This window comes from Roseivirga seohaensis (assembly GCF_001592945.1).
GTDB classification, from domain to species: Bacteria; Bacteroidota; Bacteroidia; order Cytophagales; family Cyclobacteriaceae; genus Roseivirga; species Roseivirga seohaensis.
This window is the reverse complement of the sequence record NZ_LRPB01000048.1, coordinates 333,406-346,273: the sequence shown is the minus strand read 5'-3', so window position 1 is coordinate 346,273 and position 12,868 is coordinate 333,406. Positions and strand designations below refer to the sequence as shown.

9 protein-coding genes are annotated in these 12,868 nt (G+C 39.5%); 1 reads left to right on the top strand and 8 read right to left on the bottom strand.

Annotated elements, in window-relative coordinates:
- Nucleotides 1-14: 14 nt before the first annotated feature.
- The 5 genes from AWW67_RS16085 to AWW67_RS16070 all read right to left on the bottom strand — a co-directional run bounded on the left by AWW67_RS16085 (nucleotide 15) and on the right by AWW67_RS16070 (nucleotide 7,172).
- Nucleotides 15-542, bottom strand: a complete 528-nt coding sequence (locus AWW67_RS16085) for a LytTR family DNA-binding domain-containing protein (RefSeq protein WP_141655483.1) — start codon at nucleotides 540-542, stop codon at nucleotides 15-17.
- A gap of 2 nt (nucleotides 543-544) precedes the next feature.
- Nucleotides 545-850 (bottom strand): hypothetical protein, encoded by a 306-nt coding sequence (locus tag AWW67_RS18905; protein ID WP_141655482.1) that lies wholly within the window; start codon nucleotides 848-850, stop codon nucleotides 545-547.
- A 216-nt stretch (nucleotides 851-1,066) separates the two neighbouring features.
- Complete coding sequence (gene trxA, locus AWW67_RS16080; protein WP_053223160.1) at nucleotides 1,067-1,393, bottom strand: thioredoxin; 327 nt, start codon at nucleotides 1,391-1,393, stop codon at nucleotides 1,067-1,069.
- A 139-nt stretch (nucleotides 1,394-1,532) separates the two neighbouring features.
- On the bottom strand, nucleotides 1,533-5,825 hold the full coding sequence (gene dnaE, locus AWW67_RS16075; RefSeq protein ID WP_062302976.1) for a DNA polymerase III subunit alpha: 4,293 nt from the start codon (nucleotides 5,823-5,825) through the stop codon (nucleotides 1,533-1,535).
- A 174-nt stretch (nucleotides 5,826-5,999) separates the two neighbouring features.
- Nucleotides 6,000-7,172, bottom strand: coding sequence for a Pycsar system effector family protein (locus tag AWW67_RS16070; RefSeq protein WP_062302975.1), 1,173 nt, complete (start codon nucleotides 7,170-7,172; stop codon nucleotides 6,000-6,002).
- Between the two features lie 185 nt (nucleotides 7,173-7,357).
- Between AWW67_RS16070 and AWW67_RS16065 the strand changes: the two genes are divergently transcribed.
- Nucleotides 7,358-9,958, top strand: coding sequence for a BamA/TamA family outer membrane protein (locus AWW67_RS16065; RefSeq protein WP_176700064.1), 2,601 nt, complete (start codon nucleotides 7,358-7,360; stop codon nucleotides 9,956-9,958).
- A gap of 273 nt (nucleotides 9,959-10,231) precedes the next feature.
- Here AWW67_RS16065 and AWW67_RS16060 read toward each other — a convergent pair whose 3' ends face one another.
- From AWW67_RS16060 to AWW67_RS16050, 3 genes are read right to left on the bottom strand one after another with little or no spacing between them, the layout of a single operon-like run.
- Nucleotides 10,232-10,951 carry a hypothetical protein gene (locus tag AWW67_RS16060; protein ID WP_062302972.1) on the bottom strand — a complete coding sequence of 240 codons (720 nt, stop codon included), beginning with the start codon at nucleotides 10,949-10,951 and terminating at the stop codon, nucleotides 10,232-10,234.
- A 1-nt stretch (nucleotide 10,952) separates the two neighbouring features.
- Nucleotides 10,953-11,900 carry a hypothetical protein gene (locus tag AWW67_RS16055; RefSeq protein WP_062302970.1) on the bottom strand — a complete coding sequence of 316 codons (948 nt, stop codon included), beginning with the start codon at nucleotides 11,898-11,900 and terminating at the stop codon, nucleotides 10,953-10,955.
- 20 nt (nucleotides 11,901-11,920) lie between these two features.
- Nucleotides 11,921-12,835 carry an OmpA family protein gene (locus tag AWW67_RS16050; RefSeq protein WP_062302969.1) on the bottom strand — a complete coding sequence of 305 codons (915 nt, stop codon included), beginning with the start codon at nucleotides 12,833-12,835 and terminating at the stop codon, nucleotides 11,921-11,923.
- Nucleotides 12,836-12,868: the final 33 nt, after the last annotated feature.

Genomic DNA, 12,868 nt, shown 5'->3' with positions numbered 1-12,868 from the left:
AATGGGCTGTCCTGTTAATTTTTTAAGCTAACCTGAGGAGTGTTGAGTAAGGCTTTAAATGTTTGGCTGTAATTTCTACTCATTCTTGTTGAAGAGCCGTTACTGAGTGTAATATCATAATCTCCATTCAGTCTGGATTTATAGGAGACCACTTCATTCATATTAATAATTGTGGACTTATGAACCCGAACAAATACCGATGGATTTAATTTTTCAGCCATAGACTTTAGTGTTTCACTCTGAAGAAAATTTCCTTTTGAAGTGATTAACTTTACGTAAGGGCTGGCGGCTTCAATGGTTTGTATCTCACTTACATTTAACAAAGAGGTTTCGTTTGCCAAGCTTACTGAAATGGTTTTGGCGTAAGTTGGTGATTCCAAGGTTTCTGGAACAGCAGGAGTTGCCACCATTCTACTGTAATGATAAACAGCAACTAATGAATAGATGGCTAAGCCAGCATATAAATGTTCGGATAAAGCATAAGACAGAGTACGACTGAATCCATAGGTGTGAGAAAAGAATTGAGCCGAAACTAAATTCACAATTAACGGAAAGAGAAGAAAGTGAATTGCGCTGGCGAGTATGATTGAACCAATAATGATAGACAAACTCTTGAATGTTTTTCTATTCGAAAGGCACTCAACTCTTTCAGTTGGAAAAATGAAAGCGGTAAAAACAACACCCAAAACGAATTGAAAAGGAGCGATTCGTTGATGTAGAAACTGTAATCTTGTAATTCTGACTCAAGAAAATCTTGCCCTAGACCTACCAAAAGAACCAGCGTCAATACACCAAAACCTAAGTATAGTTTTGTGTGTTGCTGAATATGCTTTGAGAATGTACGGATCATTTTAATCGCTTGAACTACTTGCTTTCTCTTTACGGAATAACCGAAGTAAATGATTTACTATGTTATGTTAGTGATTTAGGTGTGTTTTTGTAGCAGATTGAACACAAAAAAGGCTACACTTTCGTGCAGCCTTTAAGTATATTTTCAATGTCTCGTTCTGAAATAAGTCGAGTTTATGCCAACCTATTTAGGACGGGACACAAAATGTATGGTCAATTAAGCCAAAGTAGCTTCTAGTTTAGAAGTTAAAGTTCCTTTAGGAACAGCACCTACAACACCGTCTACTTGCTCACCACCTTTGAAGTAAAGTAAAGACGGGATAGAACGGATACCGTACTTTGCAGAAATACCTGGGTTAGCGTCCACATCTACTTTACCAACTACTGCTTTTCCTTCGTATTCACCTGCGATTTCTTCCACAACCGGGCCTACCATTCTACAAGGGCCACACCATGCTGCCCAAAAATCTACCAATACTGGTTTGTCTGATTTTAATACTAACTCATCAAAGTTAGCGTCTGTAATTTCAATTGCTTTTGCCATTATATATTTATTAAGTTCTTATTTCTATTGTTGCAGGTTGACAACAAAACTAATTAAAAAGTTCAATTTGACAGCTAAAACCAAAGCAACCCTTCATTGGCATTATAAATAGAGTATTGTCTGCCTTTATTAAAACCCATTAGTTGGTGATTAAATGAGCAGAATTGGCCAGTTTTTTTAGTGTTCTAATCAGGTTGCTATTGGGGTCTACTTTTACTTTTCTGCTTAAAAGTTCTACACTTAGGTTCTCAGATTTTTCTACCAATTGAATCCTCAAATCTGTATTTCCTTCATGCTCTTTTGCCAGTTGCATAATCGTATCGATCATCGCTTGATCTACATCTCTGGCATTAATGCTCACCTTAATTCCTTTGGCTCTTTTTTCTCTTAATTCACTTAAAAGAGAAATGGCAGCCACTTGCAACTCCCAATCTTCGGGAGTAGGGGTAATGTGCGGATTATCCCTGATTTCATTTTTCTTACGCCAGTTCAGTTCTACTCTTCCTGTAATGAATAGGAACTCTCCTGGTCTTAAATACTGCGCGTGATTCATGTATTTTTCACCCATCAAGAAGAGCTCCACCGAACTGTTATAATCTTCCATACTAAGAATGGCAAAGGGCTTTCCGTTCTTCGTTTGCCCATTTCTAACTCCACTTACAATGCCGCCAATGGAAATGTCTTGGTTAGGGAATTTCTTGATATCGGAAATGGGCTTACAGAAACTTTCAAGCTCTACCTCAAACTGGTTAAGTGGATGACCTGAAATGTAAAAACCTACTACATCTTTTTCAATTTTGAGTTTTTCCATTTCGCTGAAAGGCTCGCAAACTGCTACACTTGGTAGAGGCGTTGCCACATTGCTATCTCCACCAAATAGCGACACCTGTGCTGCATCTTTTTCTGCTTGCTTAGCATTGGCGTAGCGGATTACTTTTTCTAGAAGTGTTTGCTCATTTTCAGGCGCGTATAAATACTGTCGTCTGTGGTAATCTTTAAAGCAATCGAAACCACCCGCCATGGCCAGCGATTCGCAGTTCTTTTTATTTACGGCTCTTAGATTTACTCTTTCGGCAAACTCGAAAATGTTAGAGTAGGGACCGTTCTCTTTCCTTTCCGTAATAATCGACTCTATGGCAGCTTCACCAACGCCTTTAATAGCTCCCATTCCAAAGCGAATTTCTCCTTTGGCGTTTACTGTAAACTTGTAGTTCGATTCGTTGACATCTGGCCCCAAAACAGGAATACCCATGCGCTGGCATTCTTCCATAAAGAAGGTTACCTGCTTAATATCGTTCATGTTGTTGCTGAGTACCGAAGCCATGTATTCAGCAGGGTAATGCGCTTTTAAATAGGCAGTTTGAAAAGCCACATAAGCGTAACAGGTAGAGTGCGATTTGTTAAAGGCATAAGAGGCAAAGGCTTCCCAATCCTTCCAGATTTTTTCTAGTTTATCGGCTGCATGGCCTTTTTCAACCGCTTGACCCACAAATTTAGGTTTCAACTGGTCGAGCAACTGTCGGTTTTTCTTACCCATGGCCTTACGCAAAACATCGGCCTCACCTTTGGTAAAACCGGCCAGTTTTTGCGAAAGCAACATCACCTGCTCTTGATATACCGTAATACCGTAAGTTTCCTCAAGGTACTCCTTCATGTCTTCCAAATCGTAGGTAATTTCTTCGTCACCGTGTTTTCTTCTAACGAAGGAAGGAATGTATTCTAGCGGCCCTGGTCTGTACAGGGCGTTCATGGCAATTAAATCGGCAAAAGCAGTAGGCTTGAGGTCGCGCAAGTACTTCTGCATTCCATTGGATTCGTATTGGAAAATACCAACCGTTTCTCCACGTTGGAAAAGCCCGTAAGTAAGTTCGTCATCCAAAGGAAAATCATCCGGAATCAGATCAATGCCGTGTCGCTCTTTTACGTTTTTTACCGCATCTTTAATAAGGGTGAGGGTTTTTAGGCCCAAGAAATCCATTTTGAGCAAGCCCGCATTTTCTACCACAGCATTATCGAACTGGGTACACCACATGTCCGAATCTTTGGCCAATGCCACAGGCGCAAAATTGGTAATGTCATCTGGCGTAATAATTACTCCACATGCGTGGATTCCGGTGTTTCGAACTGAACCTTCAAGTACTCTGGCCTGATTAAGCACTCTGGCCAGCTCGTCCGTGCCATGCGAAATCTTGATTAGCTCTTGAGCCAAGGCCACCTGATCTCCTTTTAGTTTGTCCTTTAACTCCTTTTCGCTAAAGGCGAACAGTTTGGCCAATGAAGTGTCAGGTACAAGCTTAGCAATTCTATCGGCATCGGACAATGGGAGTTCCATCACTCTGGCAGTATCTCGTATGGAAGATTTGGCCGCCATACTACCGTAGGTAATAATTTGGGCTACCTGATTTTTTCCGTATTTATTGATTACATAGTCAATTACCTTTTGGCGACCTTCATCATCAAAATCAATATCAATATCGGGAAGTGAAACCCTGTCTGGATTTAGGAAACGCTCAAAAAGGAGATCGTACTTAATAGGGTCCACATTTGTAATTCCAATGCAATAGGCCACTGCCGAACCCGCTGCCGAACCCCTTCCAGGCCCAACGGATACGTCCATTTCTCTGGCCTTATTGGTGAAATCCTGAACAATGAGGAAATAACCAGGGTAACCCGTATTAGCTATGGTTTCCAATTCAAAGTCGAGTCGCTCTCTAATTTCTTCGGTGATTTCACCATAGCGCTTTTTGGCACCTTCATAAGTAAGGTGGCGCAAAAAGGCATTTTCACCACGCTTGCCACCATCAGCTTCGTCTTCTGCTGAAATAAACTCCTGAGGAATGTCAAACTTGGGAAGCAGTACATCGCGCTCGAGTTTGTAAGATTCTATTTTTTCAACGATTTCGTTGGTGTTCGAAATGGCTTCTGGCAGATCGGTGAAGAGTTTTTTCATCTCTTCAGGCGACTTGATGTAGAATTCATCGTTTGGGAAGCCATAACGGAATTCTCTTCCGCGTTTACCAATGTATTTTTTAGGCTTACTTACCGATTCAGCATCTTTAACACAAAGAAGAATATCGTGTGCTACGGCCTGTTCTTTTTTGGTGTAATAAGTATTGTTGGTAGCAATGTATTTAACATTGTGTTTCTCGCAGAACTGAAGTAAAATTTGATTTACGTGGTCTTCTTCTGGAATGCCATGTCGGTTAATTTCAGCATAGAAATCATCGCCAAACTGTTCTTTCCACCAAACAAAAGCTTCTTCTGCTTGGGTTTCACCCACATTCAGAATGAGGTAGGGTACTTCACCCCAAAGTCCACCTGTTGTTGCAATTAAATCACCTTTGTACTTTACTAAATCGTCTTTGTCAATTCTGGGCAGGTAGTAAAAACCTTCGGTATAGGCAATTGAAGCCAGCTTGACCAAATTGTGATAACCCTTTTTGTTTTTGGCCAACAGTACGCTTTGGTTACCATTGTCTTGCAGTTTTTTATTACTTCTGTCGGTACAGATGTTAAACTCACAGCCCACAATCGGAGTAATGCCAGCTGCCAATGCTGCTTTTACAAAAGTAAATGCGCCCATCATGTTTCCATGATCCGTCATTGCTATGGCTGGCATTCCCATTTCTTTGGCAGTATTCACCATGGCGGTGAGTTCGGAAGTGGCCTGCAAAATAGAAAACTGTGAATGACAGTGTAGGTGTGAAAAAGGGACTTCTTTTAAATCGGAAAGGGTTTCTTTGTCTATTTTCCCAATGCCACCTGCACTTTCTTGTTCATCTGTTTTAGCAAAATTGGCGGCATCAAGTTCTGGTGCTTCGTATTTAATTTCCGATAAACGAACGCCTTCTAAGGGAGGAACTACGCTGTGTTCTAACAGCCCAAAGAAACAACGAGCAGTTGCATCAACATCATAAGCGGCATCGTGGGCATCGTCAAAGCCTTTTCCGAAAAGCTTAAAGTGTAATTCTGTAAGGGTAGGCCATTTGAATTTTCCGCCTTTTCCTCCTGGAATAGCACAGAAGTCGGTAGCTACGTTTTTGGTGTCAATATTTTCTACACCTTCGAGCTTATTGTCTTGTTCGGTACGTAGGTATTCCGCCCCAACAATATTTAAATCGAATTCAATGTTATGACCAACTGCAATTTTGGTTTTGTTGAGGTCTTCGGTAAATGCCTTTAATACTTCATTGAGGTCGTGGCCTTCTTCCAGTGCCCTTTCGGTAGAAATACCATGGATTTGCTGAGAGTTATAAGGAATGGTGAAGCCATCGGGCTTGACAATGAAATTTTGAGCCGAAATCAGTTTTCCGTAACCATCGTGTAGCTGCCATGCGAGCTGAACCAATCGGGGCCAGTTCTCTAAATCACTTACCGGAGCGTTATAGTTTTTAGGTAAACCAGTGGTTTCGGTATCAAATATCAGGTACATAGGCTGTTAGTCGGAATGACGATTTTTCGATCGGAAATAATAGACTAAAGTACAGAAAATGATGGAAAGGGAGAGAAGGAAATTGTGATTTGATTTACGTGTCGTATTTCCTTCTCTTATGATTGGTTTAGCGGGTGTTTGATGATAGAGAATTCAACTATTTTAAAATGCCAATTATTGAATTTGAAACTCAGAATAAATGAAAATCCCTAGAAACGACAATACACTTACTGCAAGGCCTATCATAAATACATTATATGAAATTTGAACGAGTCTGTATTTTCGATGAAGTACTATGCCTAATTGATAAATGTCTACGGACATGCTATCATAAAGACGGGTTTGCTCTTGGCGAAATACGCCCATTTCACGAACAAAGTCTTGGAGTTCTACCGTAGCAAAATTTCCAAAGAAAAGTATACTGCTCTTTTTGGCGAGCAATCTTTCTCGGTTTACTCGCTTTTTGGTTACGTTGGGTCTTGCGGAAAGGATAGCGAAAATTACAGCAGTTAAAGAGCAGATGAGCAAAATAATAACGGGCACTGTAAATCGGGCATATTTGAAAAAGCCAGTTTCAAAAAAAGTATAACCAGTACCGGCAAGGGTAATAATGACGGAAAGTATAATTGTGTTTACACTGATGATTAAGTTGGCTTTTCCATCGGCTATGGCACTTAAATTTATATGATTGCGATAAATCGACTTGTACATGGTGTCAATTCCACGTCCGAGTTTTCTATCCTTTCTTTTGTCTTTGTTCTTTTTAGAAATCCATTTGTCGGCAATGGTTTGTAACTTATATATGTTTTTTGATTTTCGTTCGGCAAATTCACGAATGGCATATGATGTTCGATAATTATGATCAATCATAAATCGAATCTTTTTTTGATGCAATTCTATAACCGAAGGTTGGTTATCTTCATCTTTAGCTTTTAAGTAAAGGTTTCGGGTGAAATTCTTTTTTCCTAGGTAGCTGTAATGGGCATCGTATAGAATAGATTCTTCTAAAGTTTTCCCCTCACTATTATTATGGATGGAATCCATTAAGGCGATAATTTTTTGCTCATCTAGTTTCGCTTTATGAGTTTCGATAAACTCGTGCAGATGGGTATTTCGACTGACCTCTGGATTTTTTTTATTCCAAAACTGAGTATGGAAAAATAAAGTAGCAATTTCTAAATGTAGGGTGTCTTTAAGCTCTTCTTGCTCTGCTATTTCCATGGCTTCTGAATGGAAGGCTAGAGTGTTTGGTAGTGTGTAATAAACCACTTCTTTGTTGTGTGTAGATCTGTAGAGTTCGGTAACAAAATCTATGGCTTGGTTAATTATGTTTGGTTGAGCTGTCATACCAGTTGATTTACCAAAAGCATACCATGTATATGGTTACCAGAAAAAGCGGTTTTAAACAATAGTGAGTAATAAATTCTACATTATTTGTAATTCATCTTGTGCATAAAATTCCCCGATATTATTGAAGTATAATGAATCTGTGTGTTTCTGGCGTTTGGATGAAGTTTTGCCAAAGCCGAAGTATGAACACATCCAAATTAACCTGTCTTATACTTCTGATCCTCATGGTAAATACAACCAAGGCTCAGACCAAAAAGGATACTGTAAATTATCAAACAGCCATACCTAATTCTGATTATTATGAAAGAGATGGATTATGGAGGTTTCTATGGGGAGACCATTATAGAAAGGAATGGGCAACTCCTATTAACGTTCCTGTATTCGAACCAAGATCATTTAAGGGAGGAGTGGAGGTGCTTCAAATAGGGGGAGGCTATCAAACCAAATCCCTAAGGCTTTTGGCAGAAAATGGTATTCAGTATAACCTTAGAAGTTTAGATAAATACCCTTACAAAGTATTGCCAGAGGCCCTGAGAGGAACATGGCTTCATAATATCCTTAAAGACCAAATTTCATCGGCACATCCTTATGCCTTTATGGCCATTCCAAAAATGGCTGATGCGGTAGGGGTTTACCATACCAAGCCTGAAATACTATATGTGCGAAAGTCAACCAATATACCAGGCTATGATGATTTTCTTGAGGAATTTGGTGATGCATTATTTATGGCAGAAATACGGCCAGATGAAGACCTTTCAAATTATGAGAGGTTTGGCAATAGTAAAAATATTGTAGGTACAGACAAGCTGTTTGAGCATTTGTATGAAGACAATGACAACTTTGTAGACGAACGCCAATTGGCCAAATCGCGCCTATTCGATATGCTTATTGGTGATTGGGATCGCCACTGGGATCAATGGCGCTGGGCAGAATTCGAAAATGAAGACAAGGGTTCTCGTTTTGAAGCAGTACCGAGGGATAGGGATCAGGCTTTTGTTTTAATGGATGGTCTGTTGCCTTCTTTGATTAAACGCCCCACAGGTAAACGCGAATTGTCGCATTTTACTTACGAAATAGAAAACATAAGGGATATTAACTATGCAGGCAGGCATGTAGACCGTAACCTTTTAACAAGGTTAGAAAAGAGAGATTGGATAGAGATTGCTAAAGATATTCAGCGAGAATTAACAGACGAAATCATCCATCAAGCCATGCAGGATTTACCACCTGAAGTGTATTCTTTTTCCGCTCAGGATATTGAAAAAAAACTGATTTCTAGAAGGAATGAATTAGATAAATACGCAGAAGATTATTATCTCTTCTTGTCCAAGTTTGTACGAATAGTAGGAAGCAATAAACATGAAAGGTTTGAGGTAAATCGGGTGGAGAATGACTCGGTAAAAGTGGAGGTGTTTAAAATTAATAGCGATGATGAAATTGAAAAGAAGATTTATTCTCGCACTTTTTCTTCCCAAGTAACTAAAGAGTTATGGCTCTATGGGCTAGGCGGAGACGATGAATTTAAAATTGAGGGAGAAGTAGATGAAAGCATTAAAGTAAGAATTGTAGGGGGAGAAGGAACAGATACATTTGAAGATGAATCGAGAGTAAAAGGGTGGAGTCATAAGACAAAAATTTACGACAATCCAGAGGATATAAGTGAAGTTAAACGAAGTAAAGAAACCAGCACAGTAGCGTCAAACAACCCATGGGTGAATGAGTTTAGCCGTGATGACTTTGAGTATGACTACTTTGGCCCAAGGCTTTCTTTTGAGTTAAATCCAGACGATGGGCTGTTTTTAGGGGCCGGAGTTTATATGGAACGATTTGGTTTTCGAAGAGACCCACAGGCTTCACTCAAAGTAGAAGGAAATTTCTCGACTAAAACGAGAGGTTTTAATTTAAAAACAGAGGCTAAATTCTATTCACTATTTGCTCACAATTGGGATTTGGAAATAAATGCTTGGGGGCATAATCCAAAATTTGCCTTTAATTACTTTGGGCAAGGAAATGATTCTGAGTTTACCCAAGATTTAGATTATTACCGTGTGCGACTAAGCAACATTCATGTGTCAACCCCATTGGTTAAACGTTTTGGTAAAATGTTTTCGTTCGGAATAGGTCCTATGTACGAATATGCGGATGTTGAGGAGCAACCGAATACCATTCTTGAAAATCAAATTGGAACTCAATTTTTAAACACCTTTAGCAAGCGAATGCTTGGCGGTAAAATGTTTGCCGAATTGAATTATATAGATCATCCTTTTAACCCCACGAAAGGAATTCGATGGAATGCTGAGGTTTCGTATCTTAATGAGATTGATGGTGATGATGTGAATTTTGCACGGTTAAGCACAGATTTTTCATTGTACTACACTCCAAAACTACCATTCAGATTGACTTTTGCTACACGTTTTGGGGTGAGTGAAAATGTAGGAGATTACCTTTTTCATCAATCTAATTTTCTAGGAGGTCAAACCAACCTAAGGGGTTTTAGAAGAACCCGTTTTGCAGGAAAAGGAAGTGTCTATCAGAATACAGAAGCCCGAGTAAGCTTGGCTAAAATTAAAAACGTTGTTCTTAATGGCGACTTTGGGGTGTTGGGTTTTGTAGATAATGGTAAAGTTTGGGCCGATGATGTAGAAGAAAGCACCAGCTTTACCACTACCTATGGTGGCGGAGCCTTTCTTCATTTCTATGAATACATAGTACTTACCGCTCAGTACGGTATTACTCCAGATCGCAAAGGGGCATTTTATGTTAATATGGGTTTCTTCTTTTAATAAAGCTGGAGAGAATTTGTTGCCAATAGGTTTATAGAAATTAATCCGTTGAAATGGTTCTTTGTAGTATTATGCATTGATTGATGAATATCCCTTTAGTTTGGGTTTGTTTCTAGGGATAAAATTTGATGAGCGTTTTTGTCTAAAAAGCTAAATTCAAACCTTTCTAATTATTATGTCTCGCCTTTATAGAAGAAGTCACAGGTTCGAAGAACCTGTGACAGTGGGTTGGGAATGACGATTACTACTTGTTTATAATAAGACGTGAAGTAGTCAATTGCAATTTGCGATTATACTTTGCGCCACTTTGATGGCTAAGGCTTTACTGGCCTCGTCATTCTCACCTCCTACATCTACATTTAGTTTAAACCTTACCTTACCATACTGCACAATTAATGCCCCCATAGAGACAGGATTAAGCTTTGTTCTTGTGGCATCCCATATGGCAATGTCACCCACTTTTTCGTCAATCTTCTGATAATTGAGCTTGGCAAAGACACCAGTAAATCCTTGCGACATATTGTATTGCTCTTCGGTAATTTCATCAGCATCCAATTTGGCCTTTAAGCCCTCCCTCAACTGTTTCATGAGCTTTTTTCGCTCTTCATCAGTTAGTATTTTGTAAGTAGATTTAAAATTCTCGATAGGATTATCGGCCTTAACTATCTCCATACTATACAGCGAAATTGAGTTCATAAGCGGAAGCTCCATTCCTTGGAAGTTGCCTTTTCTGCCCGTATCCCAATTAAAATCTCGACTATTCCATTCAGTGCGCTTGTTGTTGTCACTACCATTTACTTCCAGCTCTTTTCCTTCAGTGTCTATAAGTTTAAGCACCATTTGCTCGGTCAGCAACTTGCTCGGAAAGTTGATATTTTCTTCTAGACATTTGCTGTCAGAGGCTGTTGTGCTATTACTAACGGCTGTACCTTCTCCACTGCCACCACAAGCGGCTACAGCCAGAAATATTATTAATTGTATTGCTTTTATCATGTTAATTCCCGTTTGGTGTGTATTGCGACATGTTGAAGACTTGGTAGCCCTCAGTGTTGAAGGTATAGGTTAGTGAGGGATTTACTTCCTGTGTGTTCATTGTCATGGCCATATTTTCTTCCTTATCGATCATGTGCATTTCAAGTACCATTCCGCCTATGGCTCTTGCAAAAGGATTACTGCCCATACTTGCTCCTTTACCTTGCATTCCCTTGTACATGTTGCCCATTTGATTGGCTAAATTGCTAAGTGCAGGCGCTACCCAAAATGTCATTTTTCTGTTTGCGGTCTCATCTTCCATTACATACTCATCACACTCATAGCCAGCAATTTGCTTGGTTTTTCCTGTTTGTTTTAACTGGGCTGATGACATCCAGTCCTCTTCTGCAACTTCATCCAAATTTATGGCTGTATTCATGTTAAAACTGGTAGCCATCTTTGAACCCTCGTTTTCCATAAAATTGATGCTATTATCGCCATCAATGATCATTAGGTTGAAAGCTTTGCCAAGGTTGCCTTCTTCATCCATAAATTTCATCCCGATGTAATCATTTTGACTAAAGAAGTATTCGTAGTAAATATTACCTACTTCTTTATTCTTCTTCAAATCGTAGAATTTGAATTGACTCTTCATACTGCTACTAAATTGATAGCTTGGCTTAATATTAATCTCCTTTCCATTTCCTCCTAAACCCATTAAGGTAGATATGTCCATTGTCTCGGTACTATCAACAGGTTCTGATTCATCACCTTTCTTCTTTTTATTTTTTCTTTTAAAAAGCCCCTCAAGCTTATTGAGACCACCGTCAATTGTTTTATCAATTTTATCGTCTAAACGCTTTTCTGTTTTCTCTTTCGCTTTACGTTTTACTTCGTCTTTCTTTTTTTCTTGCGCTATAGCTGTGCTTCCAATCACTGCAGCTAAAAGCAGATATATTATCTTTCTCATAATCATGAATTTTGGTTATCTTATTTTAGTCGTTTTACCAGTTCTACTCTGCGGTTTTTCGCTCGCCCTTCTTCCGAAATATTATTGCTTACCGGAGCATAAGGCCCCACGCCTGAACTTTCGAGTTGGGTGCTGTTTACCCCAAAAACGGAGGTTAGTTTTTTAACCACTGCAGCTGCCCGATTCTGGGAAAGCGTAAGGTTGGAGGCTACTGTTCCAACATCATCGGTATGGCCTACTACATATATATTGACAGACGGGTTTGCTTTGAGGTAGCTGGCAATTTCTTGTAGTACATCGTCCGATTCAGGTTTGATTTTCGCACTGCCAGTATCGAAAGTGATACCGTATATAGAAATCATGCCTTTCTCGTTTAAAGTAGATTCAAGGGTATTTAAATCAACTTTCTGCTCCATTTCTTCTGCTTCCACCACATGAATCTCGTAACCCTGTTCGCCCAAACCATAGCCAAAAACCATGGCTACATAGTAGGCCTTTCCACCTTTGCTAAAGCTTGCGGCATGGTAGGCAAAGCGCTCACCGTAGTATACAGGGATTTGAAAGCGCGCAGGCTCTAGCTCTTTCCAGAAAAGACTAATATCTCCGCATTCATCGCCATAACAACTAAAAATTGTTTTTGCCTGACTGTTTTGCAGCGCCTTTTTAAAGTTGGTGAATACCTCATAAACCGATGCTTTATCGGTTGGCATGGTATAGAATATTCTAAAGATTCGGCCTTCTGCCTTTTTGTTTTTAGAACTATTATATGCTGAATTGACTAGGCCTGTTACCAGCTGGTAAGGTTCAAATGATGTTTCTTCGTATTGATAAATCGATGCGCCTTCAAAGGCAGGAAAGAGCGGATGATCCTTTTCTTCCTGAGCGTTTAATACAAGGCTGCAAAGAAGTAGGCCGATTAGTAGTATTAATTTCATGCGTTTGTTTTTTCAAACCTTTATATCATTTAC

What these genes read in the sequence shown, in the direction of transcription:
- AWW67_RS16070 (WP_062302975.1), bottom strand. Translation starts at nt 7,172, where the DNA reads ATGACAGCTCAACCAAACATAATTAACCAAGCCATAGATTTTGTTACC.
- AWW67_RS16055 (WP_062302970.1), bottom strand. Translation starts at nt 11,900, where the DNA reads ATGAGAAAGATAATATATCTGCTTTTAGCTGCAGTGATTGGAAGCACA.
- trxA (WP_053223160.1), bottom strand. Translation starts at nt 1,393, where the DNA reads ATGGCAAAAGCAATTGAAATTACAGACGCTAACTTTGATGAGTTAGTA.
- AWW67_RS18905 (WP_141655482.1), bottom strand. Translation starts at nt 850, where the DNA reads ATGATCCGTACATTCTCAAAGCATATTCAGCAACACACAAAACTATAC.
- dnaE (WP_062302976.1), bottom strand. Translation starts at nt 5,825, where the DNA reads ATGTACCTGATATTTGATACCGAAACCACTGGTTTACCTAAAAACTAT.
- AWW67_RS16065 (WP_176700064.1), top strand. Translation starts at nt 7,358, where the DNA reads ATGAACACATCCAAATTAACCTGTCTTATACTTCTGATCCTCATGGTA.
- AWW67_RS16050 (WP_062302969.1), bottom strand. Translation starts at nt 12,835, where the DNA reads ATGAAATTAATACTACTAATCGGCCTACTTCTTTGCAGCCTTGTATTA.
- AWW67_RS16060 (WP_062302972.1), bottom strand. Translation starts at nt 10,951, where the DNA reads ATGATAAAAGCAATACAATTAATAATATTTCTGGCTGTAGCCGCTTGT.